This window comes from Verrucosispora sp. WMMD1129, assembly GCF_029581255.1.
Lineage (GTDB): Bacteria > Actinomycetota > Actinomycetes > Mycobacteriales > Micromonosporaceae > Micromonospora > Micromonospora sediminimaris.
Genome location: NZ_CP120741.1, coordinates 3,539,469 through 3,555,270 on the forward strand (window position 1 = coordinate 3,539,469; position 15,802 = coordinate 3,555,270).

Genomic DNA, 15,802 nt, shown 5'->3' on the forward strand with positions numbered 1-15,802 from the left:
GCCCGATCGGGGGCCGGGGCGCGTGCCCCAGGGGGCAGGGGCACGCGCCCCGGTTCGGGGGGAGCAAAGCTCTACAGGTTGCCGAACGTGTCGTACCGGGTCCGCTGCGGCGGTACGTCGTCGGCGGCCAGCACTCGGAGTGTGGCGCGCACCATCGATGCCGATCCGGAGACGAAGCAGTCGTGCGTCGTCCACGGCCCGTACCGGGCCACCACGTCGGAGATGTCGCCCTGCTCGCCGTCGAATTCCGGGTCGTCACTGCACGCTGGCGTCACCGACAGCCACGGGTGGGCGGCCACCAACTCCCGCAGCCGGTCCAGACCGTAGAGGTCCGCCGCCGTGCGGGCGCCGTAGAAGACATGCACCCAACGGGCCCGGTTGTAACCGGCCAACTCCTCGACGAGCGCCTTGATCGGGGCCAGTCCGACGCCACCGGCGACGCAGAGAATGTCCCGCTCGGACGAGCGGTCGACGGTCATCGACCCCATCGGCGCGGCCACCCGCAGCAGGTCGCCCGGCCCGGTCCGCCGGACCAACGCGCCGGAGACCCAACCGGCGGCGTCGGCCGGCGTACGCACGTGGAACTCCAGCACGTTGTCATCGTTCGGCGCGTTGGCGATCGAGTACGTCCGCCACACCCGGGGATGATGGCGGGGCACCTCCACGCTGACGTACTGACCCGCCTTCCAGGTCAACGGGTGCTGCAACGCCCGGCAGGTGAGGATGGCGGTGTCCGGGCCGTACCGCTTGTGGGTCAGCACCTCGGCGTGCCAGAACGGTGGGTCGTCGTCCGCCGCCGCCCCGGCGAGCATCTTCTCGGCGATCGCCGCGTACGCGTCCCGCCACGCCTGGTCGTACTCCAGGTTCCAGCCGTCGCCGGCAGTGCTGCGCAACGCGTCCAGCAGCGCCACGCCCATGGTGTCGTAGTGGGCCGCCTCGACGTGGTACTTGCGGTGGTCCCGGCCGAGCGCACGGAGGAACTCGTCGAAGCCCTCCGGGTCGTCCACCGTGTGGATCGCCGCGATGATCGCTTCGAGCAGCCGGTCGCCCTGGCCGGTCATCTGCACCGGGAAGAGCTTGCGCAGCTCGGGATCGAGGAGGAAGAGCCGGGCGTAGAAGTGACCGCTCAGCCGGACCCGGTCCTCCTCGACCAGGGTCCAGCTCTCCTTCAGCAGCCGCGCGAAGTTGTCCACCGGGGGCGCTCCTTCTTCTGACGGCGGATCGGGCCCAGACAGAATCTCCACGGAGCGTGCATGAAGGTCGCACAGAATGTGCGATCGCATCGTGAGGGCTGTTCGCCGGTGGGCGGGTGTCACCGGGAGCGCCTCCGGTCGGGCAGAGTGGTCCGGTGACAGTTGAGCTCACCCGTCCGGTGTCCCGCCGGACACTTGGCGTCGAGACGATGCTGGTACTCGGCCTCTCCCTCGGCCAGTCGGCCGTCTACGCCGCCGTGTCGATCATCGCGAAGTTGACCGCCGAGGGGGGCCTGTCGCGGCAGACCGCCGCCTTGAACACCTCCGCGTCGGCCCGCCCCTACCTGGATCTGACGTACCAACTGCTCGGCATCGTCTTCGCGCTGCTGCCGGTGCTGCTCGCCGTACACCTGCTGGCCCGGGACCCCGGCGATCCGGTACGGACCCTCGGCCTGGATGCCGGACGACCCGCCTCCGACCTGGCCCGGGGCGCCGGTCTGGCGGCGCTGATCGGCCTCCCCGGCCTGGCGCTGTTCTGGGCGGCGGCCCAGCTCGGCATCAACGCCACCCTGGTGCCGGCCGCCCTGCCCGACCTGTGGTGGACGGTGCCGGTACTGATCCTCGCCGCGTTCCAGAACAGCATCCTGGAGGAGGTGATCGTGGTCGGCTACCTGATGACCCGGCTGCGCCAGCTCCAGTGGCGGGTCGGCGCGATCATCGCCACGAGCGCGCTGCTGCGCGCCTCGTACCACCTCTACCAGGGTTTCGGGGCGTTCCTCGGCAACGCGGTGATGGGTGTGGTGTTCAGCCTCTTCTACCTGCGTACCCGCAGGGTGATGCCGCTGATCGTGGCCCACGCCCTGCTCGACATCGTCGCCTTCCTCGGCTACGCCCTGCTACCCCGAGAATGGTTCACCTGGCTCTGACCAGTCCCGTCCCGGGCCGCCTTTCGAAGTCGATCAAGAGGTTTGCGTCTCTCCGCCCGGCGTGTCGTGACGAAAACTTCTTGGTCAACCGGCTCACGGCTCACGGGGTGGGGTGGGGTGGGCGGTAGAGGGTGGTGGCTCGGGCGGCCAGGCGTTCGGCCCCCGCCGAGTTGCCGGCCGCTGCGGTCAGTGCCGCCGTACCCGGCAGCAGCCGGGACACCAGCCGCAGCGCCAGCCAGCCACCCGCCTGCGCGGCCAGCGGGGCCGCCAGCCGCCAGGCCGCCTCGACCGCGCGGAGTCCGGGCTTTTCCTCCGGCCCCTGCGCCGCCCGCGCCGCCGCCACCGCCGCCTCCGCGCTCGCCAGGTCCGGGTGTACCTGGGCCAACATCAGCAGTTCCGCCGCCCGGTCCGGATGCGCCGGATCATGGCCGTACGCCGCCGCCAGGTGCAGCACCAGGTTCGCCTGCGACCAGAGCACCGCCGCCAGTTCGACCACCGGCGCGAAGACTCCGCTCAGCGCGGCGGTCGCCCCACCGACGCCGGCCTGCCGGACGAAGCGCCGGTTGGCCAGCCGGGCCAGCCCGTCCGCCCGCGCCCCCGGGTACAACTCCCGCAGCCGCCGGCCCCACTCGGCCGCGCCGGGCCCGAGGACCTCCACCGCGGTCAGGGCCAGTAGCTCCGGGGCGAAGCCCGGATGGTCGACGACCCGCGTCACGAGCATCCCCAGCTCCGATTCCGGCGTACGCCCCGAAATGTCGCGCCCGCTGCCGTCGCCGAACGGTGCGGCCCCGGCCGCCGGCACCAAGACGGCACTGCCCGGCGCTGACCCGGGCTCGCCAACCACTCCGTCGGTGGTCGTCGCGCTCGTGGCCGGTCCGCTGGCCGTCGTCTTTCGGGTGGTCGTGCCGCTGATGGCTGTCTCGCTGGTGGTCGCCGTGCCGCTGGTGGCGGTCGTCTCGCTGGCGGTCGGGTTGCCGCTGGCCGCTTCGCTGGTGGTCCTCTTACGGGGAGCCCGCTTCGTGGCTTTCCGGGCTGCCTTGACCGGTGCTGCCTCGGCCCTGGCCGCCGCCGTTTCGGTACCCGACGCCGTCGGACCAGCCTCGCCCGGGGCGGTAACCGCGCCGGTTGCCGTTCGCCGGGTAGCCTTCCTCGTCGCCTTCTCGACACCGGTCGCCTCGGGTGCCCCCTCGTCGCTCGCCCGCACCCTTCTCTGCGCCGCCGTCGTCTTGGCCGCTTTCCGTGCCGGAGCCCTTCCGGCCGCAGCGGGGCCGGCCGCTGCCCCGCCCGTCCCCTCGGCGGCCGGCTTGCCAGTGTCAACGGAGGGGGAATCGGTCGTCCGGGCGGTCCTTTCGGCGTCGGTAGTCCCGCTGTCCGTCTCCGTGGTGTCGAAGGCTGAGGTGTCGGTGGCCGGGGCTCCAAGGCTGGAACCGGGGTCGGCAGATCCAACCTGCTTCGGCGATGTCTCGCGCCTGGTTGACTTCCGGCGGGCGGGTCGGGCGTCAGCCGGAGTCACGTCCGTTCCAACGGAGTCCGAACCCGCTGCCGGCGGCTGGCCGGTGCTACCACGGCGACGCGACGCAGGTACCGACGTGGCTTCCCCGACCTTTCGGCTCGCCGGTGAAGCCGTGCGCTCGCTCTGGCCCGCCGCCTCCGTCACACCGGTGAACGGCGGCACCGGCGTGGCCGAAGGCCGGGACGCGGCCGGCCCGGACTGGCGCGGCAGCGGCTGCTCCGGCGTCGGTGGCGGCTGAAAGAGCACGCTCGGTGCCGCCTTCGACCGTCGAGGACGGGACCCGGTCGGGTCCTCCTGCTCCTCCGGTGGCGACGGTGCCGGTGCCGGAGGCGGCGTGAAGGTCGCCTTCGCGGTGCGTCGGCGGGCTCCCTCAGCAGGCTCACGGCGGTTCTGCTCGCTGGGCGGCTGCTCCTGCATGCCGATGGAGCGTAGTCCTGATCACACCAACGCACAGCGGGGAGCCGTCCTGGATCACTGGACGCAACTCGTTCCGGTAGTCGCTTTGCTCCCGGCCGGGCGCGGCCTGTATCCTCGGGCGCGGTGGTCTGCGGGCCACCTGGGAGACTTCGCCTAGTCTGGTCTATGGCGCCGCACTGCTAATGCGGTTGGGGTCTTAAAGCCCCTCCCGGGTTCGAATCCCGGAGTCTCCGCGCGAAGGCCGGGTGTGTAGACTGGCCGAGCACCAGCGCCCGTAGCTCAACGGATAGAGCATCTGACTACGGATCAGAAGGTTAGGGGTTCGAGTCCCTTCGGGCGCGCAAGATCACAAGGGGTCTGAACTGCCGGAACGGCGGTCAGGCCCCTTACTGGTTTCGTCCCTTGTGGTCGGTTGGTTGCTCGGATGGTGCTCGTGCGACGAGCATCCCTCGTGTCCTGGTCGGTCCGGCGGCGTCCCGCTGGGCCCGACGGCGCGGGTGCGCTGTCGGAGGACCGACGAGCGGAGCTGGGTCGGCTGCCAGCTGACCGGTGCGGCCGTTGCGGGGATCAGGAGCAGGCCATGGGCATCGGCGGCGCGCGGCAGGGCGGCCATCGCTTGTTTGTGCCCGGTAGCTGGGGGTAGCCAGGCCTGTCCGGGACGGGAAGGGCGGGGGCATGGCTGAGCTGAAGTTCTTCGAGAAAGTAGCGGCACGGGCGGGCGTTGCTCCGGACACGGCGCAATCCCTGACCGTGGCCACCCTGCGTACCCTCACGGAGCGGATCAGCGGCGGCGAGGCGGCGGACCTGGCCGACCGCGTGGCGTACGAGCTACGCCAGTTCATGGTCAAGGGTACGGAGGAGCCGGAGGTTTTCGCGTACGACGAGTTCCTGCGGCGGGTGTCGGATCGCGCGGGGGTGGAGCGCGGCGTCGCAGAGCGTGGCGTGCGGGCCGTTCTGCAGACCTTGCACCGCGTGGTCGGGCACGACGAGTTCGAGGATGCGATGGCGCAACTACCGGAGGACCTGCGGGCCCTGGCCCGGCCGGTGCCCCGCGGACCATGACCGGCGGCGACCCCGGTTGTCGGCCGTTCTGGGACGTCGCGAAGCACCTCAACTGGGCGGGAGGGAGAAGCGGTGAACTACGCCGAGTTCCTCGAAGCGGTGAGGAAGCAGGCGGGGCTGCCACCGACGGAGGCGGCGAACGTCATCCGAGCCACGCTCACGACGCTGGCGGAACGGGTCAGTGGCGGCGAGGCCCGCGATCTGGCCACCCAACTTCCGGCGGAGTATCGAGGGTATCTGCACAAGGAAGTGGAGTTCGCCGAGCGGCTCGATCTTGTGGAGTTCCTGAACGAGGTGCGGACGCGGTCTGGATTGGATGACCAACGGGCGGCTGACGGTGCTCACGCGGTATTGACGACCCTGCGCGAGGCAATGAGCGCCGACGAATTCGAGGACCTGGAGTCCGAGCTGTCCAAGGACATTCGACAGTTGTTTCATTCGGCGGGCCGAGTCTGGGCGTGACACGAGCCGAATCCCCGGCCGAGCGGCGGGTCAGCCCATGCCGAGTCGGTGGGCGGCTACTGGCACGCCGACCTGCTGTTGGCGGTCTCACCCCGGATACGGACGGGAACAGGTGCTCACCTGCTTGCCCTTCACTTTCAGGCGCAGCTGATCCGCCGTCTCCTCGGCCGCACCTCTGAGCCGTTTGATGCCCCGGTACACGGGTAGACCGCGACCCGGTCCGAGGGGATGGGCCGATGATCGGAGCCAGATACCGACGGTGGGCCCATCCGGTCCGCAAACCAGGCGAGGCCCGAGGAGTGCGGGATTGCCGATCCGGAGAGCCGGGATACGGGCGAACGGGAGTCGTCCGTGAAACAGCGCGAGCAGGTGGATCGGCAGCGCGTCGCCGAGGAAGGCGCGGAAGTTTCCGGCCGGGGCCAGAACCTCGGCCCCGGCGACGGGCCAAGAGGTGATGAACTCGGCAAACGCCCGGCCGCCTCGCAGCGTGGTGAGCACAGCCTTCCCCAGCTGGCTGGTGGGCACAGCATTAAGACGCTGTCAGACCCGGACGTCGTCCTGCAGATCCCGCAGGTCAAGGTCGAACAGCTCTACGTTGAGGTCGACAACCTGGACGCCTCCGTGTCACTGCGAGCCCGGCTGGGGAGCCTGCTCCAGCTCGACGTGGGCGTACAGGCGCATCTCGGCACGGTGAAGATCGACATCAAGGGCGTTGAGGCCCAAGCGATGCTCGAGGTTCGACTCGAAGAGCTCCGTGGAATTCTCGACAGCGCTCTGCGCACCATCGAGCGCAACCCTCAGATCGTCGAGTCGCTGGTGAAGACAGTGGACACCGCTGTGAACCAGGTCGGGCAGGCGGCTCAGCAGGCGCTCGGGCCGCAGGGGCCGCTGGCGCGGACGCTGCAGCAGACCACCCAGCAGGTCGGCCAACAACTCGGGCAGACCACGCAGCAACTGGCTCAGGACGGGGTGGCAGCGGCTGGTGGCGGTGGGGGTCTGGGCGGCGTGCTGGGCGGATCTCCGGCCCGGGCGGCCTGGCAACGGATGAAGAAGATTGCCCACAGCAGCCAGCCGCTGAGGCAGGACACGGCGCGGCTGGTAGGGCCCCAGGGGCAACAGCAGCAGAGCTGATCGAGGTCCGCCGTGGTGCGTACTGGCACCTTGTCGGGTTTTTTTCGGTGTATCGCTTCCAGGGTGTATCACCCCCTTTTGCTGCCAGGCAGGGACGAGGGAGGGCATGCCCGAGTGCGGGTGCGGCTGGAGGAGTTCGCGGCTCGGTGTTCGGGGGTTGCCGGCGCGTCCCCACTCGAAAGCATGGGCGCACGGGCGCCGGGTACCCACGGGGCATGGGTAGCCACAAGCGCAACAAGCATGACAGCGGCGGCGAGTCGGCGCGGGGCCGCCGGCACCCGGGCAGCGGAGCGCGGGGCCGGCAGGGGGCCACCGTGGAGCACTCGCCGGGCCAGCGGCACGAGCGCACCGCAACGGGGTCGGCCGGAACCGAGCGCGACCATGGCCGGTCGAAGGCGACCCGGGAGGGGCGGGTCAACCGCCAGGGTACGGCCTGACCCGCGGTTCCCTCTTCCGCCCGCTCGTCGGTCAGCTCTGCGCCTGCGCGGCTGCCGGGAGTAGATGCCGCACCGCCGGCTGGCGCTCGGTTGTGCTCCAGGCTCGATCCTCGGCCTCCCGATCGGTGCGACTGAGTCGGCCGCCGTGCTCGCGTAGGTGCTTGTCCCAGGACGGGGCGAAGTAGACCTCGACGAGCCGGTCCCGGGACTCCCTCTCGCGGAACAGCCTCAGCGCATAGTCCCGGTGCCCCTCAGACGGCGCCCGTACCGGTGAAGGTCGCGATCGCTAGAAGGCCGGAGTAGGCGGCGAGGCCGGCGGTGAACCAGGTGAGGCTGGAGTGACGCTGGGGGGTCAGTTCGTCGACGAAGACGTTGAGCAGGATCCCGCCGCCCAGGAACGCGGTGAGCAGGTTCATCAGCACGCCGGTGGGCTGGGCGACGACGGCTGTCAGCCAGCCGGTGCCGGCACCGGCGACGAGGACGAGGCGCCACCGGGTGGTGAGGCTGATCGGAAAGTGCTGGGCCAGCACGCCGTCGGTGGCCAGCACGTGCAGCCCCATGGCGACGGCGAACAGCACCGCCGGTCCGAGCCCGGCGTGCAGCTTGGTTGCCAGGGTGTACGTGATCAACCCGCTGTAGAGGGCGAAGAAGCCGAGTTGGAACGCGAAGACCACCCGGGTGGGCTCGTGCTTGTGGTCGTTCGACCGATGGGTGGCGCGTTCCAGCACGTAGAACGTGAAAAAGCCGACCAGCGCCACGAAGAACAGGATGAATCCGCGCGCCGGGGTGGCGTCGACCTTTTCCTCCAGCACGTGGGCCACGGCTTGGTTGCCCTCGGCGAGGCGCGGCAGCAGGTATAGGAAGACGTACGCTGCGGCGATGCCGCCACCGAGCGAGGCCGCCGCGTGGGTGGGCACCGGCAGCCTCCGGCGGATGTACGGTGCGAGCAGGTGAAGTGCCCCCAGAACGCACGCCATCACCAGCGTCGCCCACAGGCTGCCCGCCCGGGTGAGTGTCACCGGAGCGTGCGAGCGTCAACGCCGCCGGTGCTCCGTCTGCGACTGGCGCTCGCCCATCGACTACTAACGCTGAGCCCTCCCCGCCCTGGAGGTCCAGGCCGCATGACGGAGTCCTCCACGAGTCCATGGGATCGGCATACCTGTGGGCGCTTCATGGCGGGCTGGTGGCAGGTAGGAGCTGCGCGGGCGGGTACAGGTGTTGCTCGGCCAGGTTATCCAGGAAGGTCTGGCAGCATCCGACGAACCGGGCGAAATCGTCGAGATCCGTCTCGTCCTCCCCGGGGCGGTTCACGCACCAGTTGCCGGCTGCGGCAGCCAAGCGCTGCCAGCGGCGACGCGCGTCGTCAGCGCCCAGCGGACGGCGCAGGCACCGGGGGTCGCGCATCAGGAAGCCGATGGCGTATTGGTCGATGGCGTGCTGAAGACGAAGCTGCAGTTCGCGCCCCTGCACCCGGGCGTATGGGGCGGCGTCCGTGGAGATGCCCCACCGTGCCTGCAGGCATACCATCGCGGTGCCACGGATGAACGTGTGGAGTGTCGCCGACGGGTCGCTCGCCCGGAAGTAGTAGAGGAACGGGAAGCGTTGGGTGTCCTCGTCCACCGAGATCAGCCTCTCCTGCAGACTCTGCAGGTAGGAGCTTCCTCCGAGGACCACCAGTTCCGCTGCGCGTACCGGATCGTCGGCTTGGGTCTGCACCATCCGCGCCGCGCTACTGAGCTGTGAGGTGAGCGGGTAGATCGACAGGACGTACGTGATGGCCGCGGTTATCAGGCCGAAGCCCGCGGCGGCCTCAAGGACCGTGATCAGGCGCAGTGCGTCCGTTCCACCGACGACGTCGCCGAATCCCACAGTCGTCAAGGACATGCCGCTCATGTACAGGGCGTCGAGAAAGTTCAGCGATCCGTAGGAAACCGACGGCGAGTAGGAGAGCCCTGTCAGGTTCGGCAGGAACAGCAGCGCGAAACCTGCCCACATGAGCACCGTCCACACCGCCACAACCGTCAGGACGGCGAGCATCCCCGCGCTCGACAGGATCCGTGGACGTCCGACGCAGCGAGCCAACAAACGGATGGCCGACCACACCCCGACCCCGGTCACGAGGGTGACCGGTCCGCGGCGGGTGGGGTGCAGCACGGTCATCACAGCGTCCACGATTCCGAGGGCAATGAGTAGAACGCCGGCGGCGACAGCCCACACCCCTGACTCCCAACCCGCACCGGAGCCTGCGGCCCGACGATGCGACGTGTCCATGCTGTTCGAACCGCTCCGAATGGCAGCGACGGCCATGCCGGCTCACTGACACCGCCCTTGAGCTGGAGTCCTTCGTGCTGTCCTTGCCTGCCACCGGCGGTCCTGCCGCTGAAGACCCAATCTCACCGGTCTCGCCGATCGCGCATCACCGGATCTTCGCCACGCAGCGCCGCCGTCACCGGCGCTACGTCGACTCCCTGCTTTCGATCCGGGCCTACCCGTTCGCCAGCACATTCTCCGCGAAACCGGACTGGTCCGATGGCCATTCCGGGATTCGCCGCCGGCTCCACTGCCCTCGCGCAGGCTGTTACTGGCTGGCCAGCCTCCTGCTCGGCACCCTCGGCGCTGCCCGATCCGGTGATCGCTCGGGGTTTTCCCTGCGCGATCCGGTCGAGCCGGAACGCTGAACGGGTGGAGCAGCGATCGGGAGGACTGGCGTGGGGACGCCTGCTGTCGGTCAGGCGTGTCCTGTGGTCGTTGGCCGTCGGTGTCGTCGCCGGGGCGGCCACCGCGCTGGTCGGGGCGCCGGAGTTGGCACCGCTGGTGATCTGGACGATCGCGGCGGGCATCATCGTCGTCTGGGTGTGGCGGGCCTGCTGGTCGGCGAGCCCAAAGCGGACCGAGCAGCTTGCCGAGGCGGAGCAGCACACGCGTTCCACTGACTCGGCGATCCTGATCGCGTCGGTCATCAGCCTCGCCGTCGTGGCCGAGGCGCTCGTCCGGGCCTCGAACCAGCAGGACATGGTGGCTGTGACGCTGGTGATCCTCAGCGTCGTCGCGGTGGTCCTGGCGTGGGCGCTTGTGAACACGGTCTTCGCGTTCAAGTACGCCCGGCTGTACTACCGCGACGATGGCGGCATCGACTTCAAGCGCGACGATCCACCGGCGTACGCGGACTTCGCGTATGTCGCTTTCACGGTCGGCATGTCCTATGCCCCGGGGGAGAACGAACCGACCAGCAACCGCATGCGCCGGATCGCGCTCGGGCACGCGCTGCTCTCGTACACCTTCGGAACTGGCATCCTGGCCGTCGCCGTGAACCTGGTCACCAACCTGGGCCAGTCGTGACCCACGCAGCATGACATGCGCCCGCCGCTGGAACGGCTCCGCGAGGGCGAGATCGACGCGCCAGGTGACCGCGAGTGGAACGGACGGGAGTGCCCGATGACGGTCGCCGGTGGCAGGAAAGTCGGTTGATGACCACGAGGATGGTCCTGGTGGTCGCGGTGGCCCTGGTTGTCGCAGCGGGCCTGCTGGCCGGTGTGCTGGTCCAGCGTCGGGCCGGTGGTCGTAGCTACCGATGGCTGTTCGCGCCGCTGTACCGCGCATCCCGACGCCCCGCCGTCGTCGTGCTGCTCCTCGCGGCGCTGTACGTCGGAATCCGCGCGTACCCCGGCACAGGACCCCACATCGTCCGGCGCGTCGTCGTGGTGCTGTTGATCGCGAGCGTGACGTGGCTGGTGCTTCGCGCCCTGCACGTCGCCGAGAGGGCCGCGTTCAGCCGGCTGCCGGGCGAGACGCGGGCCGACCGCCGGATCCGCCGCGCCCGCACCCAGGTTCGACCGGTACGGCGCCTCACCTCGGTCGTGGTGACGGTCGTGGCGATCGGCCTGATCCTCACCACCTTTCCTCCGCTGCGCACCATCGGACTGTCCGTGCTCACCTCGGCGGGTGTCGTCGGCGCGCTGCTCGGCCTGTCCGCACGTACCGCGCTCGGCAACGCCTTCGCCGGCATCCAGGTCGCGTTCGCCGACGGACTCCACGTGGGAGACGTCATCGTGGTCGATGGGCAGTGGGGGCGCGTCGAGGAGGTGAAGCTGACAAACGTGGTCATCCGGCTCTGGGACGACCGGATGCTCATCCTGCCCACCACCTGGTTCACCGAGCACCCCTTCCAGAACTGGACCCGACACGAGACGCGGGTGATCGGCGAGACCCGGCTCCACGTCGATCACACCGCCGACCTGGACGACCTCCGCACCGAGACGAGGCGGATCGTCGAAGCATCACCCCTGTGGGACCGGCACCAGTGGGTGCTGCAGATGGTGGACGCGACGCCCCAGACCGTCGTCGTCCAGGTCCAGGCATCGGCGGCCGACGGGCCGAGTGCGTGGGACCTCCGGTGCGACGTCCGCGAGGGCCTCATCCGGTACCTGCGCGACCACCACCCCGAGTGGCTGCCCCGCACCCGCAGCGAGTACCACCCCTGAGCCCGAGCCCCGGACCTCGTCCATTCCGGAGGAGCAGGTCATTCCTGAGCTGTTCCTCAGGCCTTCGGTGACTAGAAGGACGGGCATCAGGTGCCGGCCGGCACGGCGGCGGGCCGGACCGAGAGGTCGAGTTCGCCGCCGACGACATTGACCTCGATGGTGTCGCCCGGATTCGCCCCGTCCTCGAGCAGCAGGGTCGACAGCCGGTCTTCCAGCTCGCGCTGGATGCTGCGCCGCAGTGGCCGTGCCCCGTACTCGGGCTGGTAGCCCCGGTTGGCCAGCCACTGCGTGGCGTCCGGGCTGACCTCAAGGTTGATGTCCTGTGCGTGCAGCCGACGGCGGGTGCGGTCCAGCAGCAGGCCGGTGATCTCGAGGAGCTGGTCCCGGTCTAGGCCGGTAAAGATTATGATCTCGTCGATCCGGTTGAGGAATTCCGGCCGGAACCGCTGCCCCAGCAGCCCCATCAGCTCCTCGCGCTGGTCGCTGACCGGACGCCCTGCCGTCTGCGCGGCCAGAATGCGATCCGCGCCGATGTTGCTCGTCATGATCAGAATGGTGTTGCTGAAATCGACCGTGCGACCCTGCGCGTCGGTGAGGCGACCGTCGTCGAGGACCTGCAGCAGCGCGTTGAACACATCCGCATGCGCCTTCTCCACCTCGTCGAAGAGCAGCACCGAGTATGGCCGACGCCGAACCGCCTCGGTGAGCTGACCGGCCTCCTCGTACCCGACGTAGCCCGGGGGCGCTCCGACCAGCCGGCTGACCGTGTGCTGCTCCTGGAACTCGCTCATGTCGAAGCGGATCATGCTGGACTCGTCGCCGAAGAGCGCCGCGGCGAGGGCTCGGGCCAGTTCAGTCTTGCCGACGCCGGTGGGGCCGAGGAAGAGGAACGACCCGTCGGGTCGCTGGGGGTCACTCAGCCCGGAACGCGACCGGCGTACGGCGGCCGCCACAGCCCGTACGGCCTCGTGCTGGCCGACCACGCGCTCGTGCAGTTGCTCCTCGATGCGCCTCAACCTCTGCTTCTCCACCTCCGTTAGCTGGGTGACGGGAACACCGGTACGGCGGCTGACCACCTCGGCGATGTCGCTCATGTGCACCTCAGGCACCGGAGGCGTGCCCTCCTGCGCCGCCGCCAGGTCCCGCTCGGCCGCACCGATCTCGGCTTTCAGCGCACCCGCGCGCTGATAGTCCTCGTTCGCCACCGCACTGTCCTTCTCCCGGCGCAGCTGGGACAGCCGCTTTTCAATCTCCTTTTTGTCCGGAGCCGGGGTGCGGGAACGCAGCCGGACCCGCGCCCCCGCCTGGTCGAGCAGGTCGATGGCCTTGTCCGGCAGAAACCGGTCGGTGATGTAGCGGTGGGACAGTTCAGCCGCGGCGTCCAGCGCTTCGTCCGTGTAGCGCACCTGATGGTGCGCCTCGTACCGGTCGCGTACGCCCTTGAGGATCGCGACCGTGTCCTCCACGCTCGGCTCCGACACCAGGATCGGCTGGAACCGGCGCTCCAGCGCAGGGTCCTTCTCGATGTAGCGACGGTACTCGTTCAGTGTCGTCGCACCGACCACGTGCAGTTCGCCGCGGGCCAGGGCGGGCTTGAGCATGTTGCCGGCATCCATGGCCCCCTCGCCACCGCCGCCCGCGCCGACAACGGTGTGCAGTTCGTCGATGAAAAGGATCAGCCCGTCCTCGTCCGCCGTCACCTCCTGGATCACATTCTTCAGGCGCTCTTCGAACTCACCGCGGTACTTGGCACCCGCCACCATCCCGGACAGGTCGAGTGCGACCACACGCCGGTTGGCCAGGGTTTCGGGCACCTCGTCGTTGACGATGCGCTGCGCGATGCCCTCGACGATCGCCGTCTTGCCGACACCCGGCTCGCCGGTGAGCACCGGGTTGTTCTTCGTACGCCGGGATAGCACTTCGATCGTGTCGTCGATCTCGTCATCACGCCCGACGACCGGATCGAGCCGACCGGCCCGGGCGTCCTCGGTGAGGTCCCGCCCGTACTGGTCAAGGGTGGGGGTGCTGCTGGCCCCGCGCCCGCCGGCACCGCCCGCCGGCGGCGTGGGCCCGGTGACAGGCCCACCGAGCGCCCGCAACGCCCGGCCCGCGGTCGTCTCCGGGTTCGCAGCGATGCCGAGCAGGAGGTGTTCGGGGCCGATGTACGTCGCGCCGGATCGTCGCGACTCGCGGTGCGCGTCGAGCAGGGCGCGCTTCGCCGCCGGCGCGAGTGGAGGTGTGTCCTCGCGTGGCCTGCCCCTGGGGACGGCCGACTCTACCTGGCGGGCAAGGTCGTCGGGGTCGGCGCCGCTGGCGTCGAGGATCCGGCGGGTGGGGTCGGACTGGGTAGCGGCCCACAGCAGGTGCTCGACGTTTAGGTAGGGACTGCCCCACTCCGTAGCCTGCTCGGCTGCCCGTTGCAGGAGTTGCCGCGATTCGGTGGAGAGCAGCCGGGACAGGTCGACCCGCTCCACCGGACGTCCCGCGAACGGGTCCCCTCCGAAGAACCGACTCATCAGGTCATCCAAGGAGCCGCCAGGGATGCGGAACGCGTCGAGCGACATCTCATACCTTCCTGTCGGCTGGGTGGGTCCTCGGCACAGGCCCACCTGAACGCTACGCACCTTTCGCTAGCCAAGGCGGCTTTTGCGGTTTGTGGGTTTGCGAAGGAGGTCAGGGTTTGCACTCGCTGCGGGGGCGGGTGGACATGGTCGCCGTCGTCACCGATCGCCGTAAACCTTCGGCGTTCTTGTGCCCGAGCACGTCGCCCGGCTGCAGGTCCGTGCGCCGTCGTACATGCGCGGAGTTCGGACTTCGCCCACGGTCGTCGTCGTGATGCGTACCAAGGCGTCCATCGGTCGCTAGATCCTGGCCCATGTCGTGCTGTAGGTCCGGTTGCGAGGAGCCGGTTATCGTGGGCGCCGGTGGGTAGCCACCGGCCGTGAACAGGCCAACCGACGACCTCGGTACCCGGTCGGACACGAGCCGTGCCATAGCGTTCAGCGACGCGGTCTTGGCCATCATCATCACGCTGCTGGTGGTCGATCTCCGGGTGCCGGACGTACCGCCCGGTCGCCTGCTGTTCGGGCTGCTGGAGCAGTGGCCGGGCTACGCCGCCTATCTCGCCTCATACGCCTACGTGGCCGTCGTTTGGCTGAACCACAAGAGCACGTTCAATCGCATCAAGGAGAGTGATCGCGGCCTGCACTGGGTGAATCTCTTCGTCCTGTTCAGCACCGCGCTGCTGCCGTTCCCGACCGCCGTCGTCTCGAAGGCGTTGCAGGAGCACGACCAGCAGGACCAACGCGTGGCCGTCGCCTTCTACGCGCTGATCGGCGCGCTGCTCTGCGCGAGCTGGCTGGCGCTCTTCCACTATCTGGCCCGGCGCAAAGACCTACTCAGGGAAGAGGTGAGTGGACGGCACTTCCCCGCCGAGCGGGTGCGGGCACTCGTCGGGGTCATCCTCTACGTCGCTGCAGGTCTCATCGGTTACCTGGTCGCACCGCTCGCCGGCCTGGCGATCTTCGTCGTGCTGCCGGTGTTCTACGCCGTCACCAGCGCCGGTCTATACCAGGTGCCTCTCACCCGCCGGATCCCGCGTCGCCCCCCGGCACCAGGGAGCTGACGGTCAGACGACCGGCTCGCAGCCCTCGTCGGGGTCGCCCTCCGCCACCCGGCTGCGGGCGGGTGAACCGCCGTTTCACCCCGACGGGCGCGGGTACCCGCCGTAATCCGTTCGAAGGGGGATCCGAGGTGAACTACACCGAGTTCATTCAGTCCGTGGCAGGACGACCGAAGGTTCCACCGGGGCAGGCGGAACCGATTACCCGCGCCACGCTCGAGACGTTGGCCGAAAGGATCACAGGCGGCCAGGCGAGGGACCTCGCCTCCCAACTCCCTCAGGAACTACGAGGGCTGGTGGGTAGGCCCACCGAAGATCCGGAACGGTTCGGACTGGCCGAATTCTTGGAACGGGTGCAGTCACGGGCCGGGGTGGATCGCCAGGTGGCCACCGACGGAGCACGGGCCGTGCTGGACACCCTTCGTGAGTCGGTCAGAGCGAAGGAGTACGGGGACACTGTCGACCAGTTGCCGCAGGAGTTCTGGCAGTTGACCGGGCCGAGGGCGGAACGGCTCCAGACCCGCCGGGTTGGCACCTAGCTAGAAGGGCTAGGCGCCC

At 69.4% G+C, this 15,802-nt stretch carries 16 protein-coding genes and 2 tRNA genes; 13 read left to right on the plus strand and 5 right to left on the minus strand.

The features are described from left to right. Positions 1–71: 71 nt before the first annotated feature. Positions 72–1,193 carry a globin domain-containing protein gene (locus O7624_RS16490; protein WP_282236416.1) on the minus strand — a complete coding sequence of 374 codons (1,122 nt, stop codon included), beginning with the start codon at positions 1,191–1,193 and terminating at the stop codon, positions 72–74. 155 nt (positions 1,194–1,348) lie between these two features. On the opposite strand from O7624_RS16490, the gene O7624_RS16495 reads away from it, so the two are divergent. Continuing rightward, a complete protein-coding gene (locus O7624_RS16495; RefSeq protein WP_282236417.1) occupies positions 1,349–2,119 on the plus strand; it encodes a CPBP family intramembrane glutamic endopeptidase in 771 nt (256 codons plus the stop codon). Between the two features lie 100 nt (positions 2,120–2,219). Here the strand turns inward: O7624_RS16495 and O7624_RS16500 are convergent, their stop codons facing one another. Continuing rightward, positions 2,220–2,840 carry a hypothetical protein gene (locus tag O7624_RS16500; RefSeq protein ID WP_282236418.1) on the minus strand — a complete coding sequence of 207 codons (621 nt, stop codon included), beginning with the start codon at positions 2,838–2,840 and terminating at the stop codon, positions 2,220–2,222. A 130-nt stretch (positions 2,841–2,970) separates the two neighbouring features. On the opposite strand from O7624_RS16500, the gene O7624_RS16505 reads away from it, so the two are divergent. The 7 genes from O7624_RS16505 (at position 2,971) to O7624_RS16535 (ending at position 7,141) form a co-directional block, all read left to right on the plus strand. Next, positions 2,971–3,870, plus strand: a complete 900-nt coding sequence (locus O7624_RS16505; RefSeq protein WP_282236419.1) for a hypothetical protein — start codon at positions 2,971–2,973, stop codon at positions 3,868–3,870. Between the two features lie 321 nt (positions 3,871–4,191). After that, a tRNA-Ser gene (locus tag O7624_RS16510) sits at positions 4,192–4,282 on the plus strand. Positions 4,283–4,317: 35 nt separating this feature from the next. Continuing rightward, positions 4,318–4,390 (plus strand) — tRNA-Arg (locus O7624_RS16515). 334 nt (positions 4,391–4,724) lie between these two features. Continuing rightward, a complete protein-coding gene (locus O7624_RS16520; RefSeq protein ID WP_282236420.1) occupies positions 4,725–5,111 on the plus strand; it encodes a DUF2267 domain-containing protein in 387 nt (128 codons plus the stop codon). A gap of 72 nt (positions 5,112–5,183) precedes the next feature. After that, a complete protein-coding gene (locus O7624_RS16525; protein ID WP_282236421.1) occupies positions 5,184–5,573 on the plus strand; it encodes a DUF2267 domain-containing protein in 390 nt (129 codons plus the stop codon). A gap of 351 nt (positions 5,574–5,924) precedes the next feature. Further along, positions 5,925–6,704 carry a hypothetical protein gene (locus O7624_RS16530; protein ID WP_282236422.1) on the plus strand — a complete coding sequence of 260 codons (780 nt, stop codon included), beginning with the start codon at positions 5,925–5,927 and terminating at the stop codon, positions 6,702–6,704. Between the two features lie 215 nt (positions 6,705–6,919). Next, positions 6,920–7,141: a hypothetical protein gene (locus O7624_RS16535; protein WP_282236423.1), complete on the plus strand. Its 222-nt coding sequence runs from the start codon at positions 6,920–6,922 to the stop codon at positions 7,139–7,141. A gap of 251 nt (positions 7,142–7,392) precedes the next feature. Here the strand turns inward: O7624_RS16535 and O7624_RS16545 are convergent, their stop codons facing one another. Both O7624_RS16545 and O7624_RS16550 read right to left on the minus strand, forming a co-directional pair. Further along, the gene (locus O7624_RS16545; RefSeq protein ID WP_282236424.1) at positions 7,393–8,160 is read right to left on the minus strand and encodes a hypothetical protein; all 768 of its coding nucleotides are present in this window, start codon (positions 8,158–8,160) and stop codon (positions 7,393–7,395) included. A gap of 151 nt (positions 8,161–8,311) precedes the next feature. Next, positions 8,312–9,301: a potassium channel family protein gene (locus O7624_RS16550; protein WP_282236425.1), complete on the minus strand. Its 990-nt coding sequence runs from the start codon at positions 9,299–9,301 to the stop codon at positions 8,312–8,314. A gap of 185 nt (positions 9,302–9,486) precedes the next feature. Between O7624_RS16550 and O7624_RS16555 the strand changes: the two genes are divergently transcribed. The 3 genes from O7624_RS16555 to O7624_RS16565 all read left to right on the plus strand — a co-directional run bounded on the left by O7624_RS16555 (position 9,487) and on the right by O7624_RS16565 (position 11,622). Then, the gene (locus O7624_RS16555) at positions 9,487–9,819 is read left to right on the plus strand and encodes a hypothetical protein (protein WP_282236426.1); all 333 of its coding nucleotides are present in this window, start codon (positions 9,487–9,489) and stop codon (positions 9,817–9,819) included. A 4-nt stretch (positions 9,820–9,823) separates the two neighbouring features. After that, on the plus strand, positions 9,824–10,480 hold the full coding sequence (locus tag O7624_RS16560) for a DUF1345 domain-containing protein (RefSeq protein WP_282236427.1): 657 nt from the start codon (positions 9,824–9,826) through the stop codon (positions 10,478–10,480). A gap of 128 nt (positions 10,481–10,608) precedes the next feature. Continuing rightward, on the plus strand, positions 10,609–11,622 hold the full coding sequence (locus O7624_RS16565) for a mechanosensitive ion channel domain-containing protein (RefSeq protein ID WP_282236428.1): 1,014 nt from the start codon (positions 10,609–10,611) through the stop codon (positions 11,620–11,622). Between the two features lie 86 nt (positions 11,623–11,708). Here the strand turns inward: O7624_RS16565 and O7624_RS16570 are convergent, their stop codons facing one another. After that, the gene (locus tag O7624_RS16570) at positions 11,709–14,186 is read right to left on the minus strand and encodes an ATP-dependent Clp protease ATP-binding subunit (RefSeq protein ID WP_282236429.1); all 2,478 of its coding nucleotides are present in this window, start codon (positions 14,184–14,186) and stop codon (positions 11,709–11,711) included. A gap of 377 nt (positions 14,187–14,563) precedes the next feature. Between O7624_RS16570 and O7624_RS16575 the strand changes: the two genes are divergently transcribed. After that, positions 14,564–15,247, plus strand: a complete 684-nt coding sequence (locus O7624_RS16575) for a TMEM175 family protein (RefSeq protein WP_282236430.1) — start codon at positions 14,564–14,566, stop codon at positions 15,245–15,247. A gap of 128 nt (positions 15,248–15,375) precedes the next feature. Further along, complete coding sequence (locus O7624_RS16580) at positions 15,376–15,783, plus strand: DUF2267 domain-containing protein (RefSeq protein WP_282236431.1); 408 nt, start codon at positions 15,376–15,378, stop codon at positions 15,781–15,783. Positions 15,784–15,802: the final 19 nt, after the last annotated feature.

What these genes read in the sequence shown, in the direction of transcription:
- O7624_RS16565 (WP_282236428.1), top strand. Translation starts at nt 10,609, where the DNA reads ATGACCACGAGGATGGTCCTGGTGGTCGCGGTGGCCCTGGTTGTCGCA.
- O7624_RS16520 (WP_282236420.1), top strand. Translation starts at nt 4,725, where the DNA reads ATGGCTGAGCTGAAGTTCTTCGAGAAAGTAGCGGCACGGGCGGGCGTT.
- O7624_RS16550 (WP_282236425.1), bottom strand. Translation starts at nt 9,301, where the DNA reads ATGACCGTGCTGCACCCCACCCGCCGCGGACCGGTCACCCTCGTGACC.
- O7624_RS16535 (WP_282236423.1), top strand. Translation starts at nt 6,920, where the DNA reads ATGGGTAGCCACAAGCGCAACAAGCATGACAGCGGCGGCGAGTCGGCG.
- O7624_RS16570 (WP_282236429.1), bottom strand. Translation starts at nt 14,186, where the DNA reads ATGTCGCTCGACGCGTTCCGCATCCCTGGCGGCTCCTTGGATGACCTG.
- O7624_RS16500 (WP_282236418.1), bottom strand. Translation starts at nt 2,840, where the DNA reads ATGCTCGTGACGCGGGTCGTCGACCATCCGGGCTTCGCCCCGGAGCTA.